Raw genomic sequence first — 291 nt, forward strand, 5'->3', positions numbered from 1 at the left:
CCACCTCGCGGGCCACCCGCGTCACCTGCTCCGCGAAGGACGACAACTGGTCGACCATCGTGTTGACGGTGGTGACCAGCTCGAGGATCTCGCCCTTGGCGTCGACAGTGATCTTCTTGGACAGGTCTCCCTTGGCGACCGCGGTCGTGACCTCGGCGATGCTGCGCACCTGGATGGTCAGGTTGTTCGCCATGAAGTTCACGGACTGCGTGAGGTCCTTCCAGGTGCCCGAGACACCCTGGACCTCGGCCTGGCCGCCCAGGATGCCCTCGGTGCCCACCTCGCGGGCCA

The 291-nt window shown here is 66.3% G+C and carries 1 protein-coding gene; it reads right to left on the bottom strand.

The genetic code is table 11. The features are described 5' to 3' along the window. Nucleotides 1–291, bottom strand: a 291-nt coding sequence (locus BIV24_RS31010; protein WP_143064721.1) for a HAMP domain-containing protein, incomplete at both ends; no start/stop codon positions are given.

The sequence above is a fragment of the Streptomyces colonosanans genome (assembly GCF_001866645.1).
In the GTDB taxonomy this organism is placed as follows: domain Bacteria; phylum Actinomycetota; class Actinomycetes; order Streptomycetales; family Streptomycetaceae; genus Streptomyces; species Streptomyces colonosanans.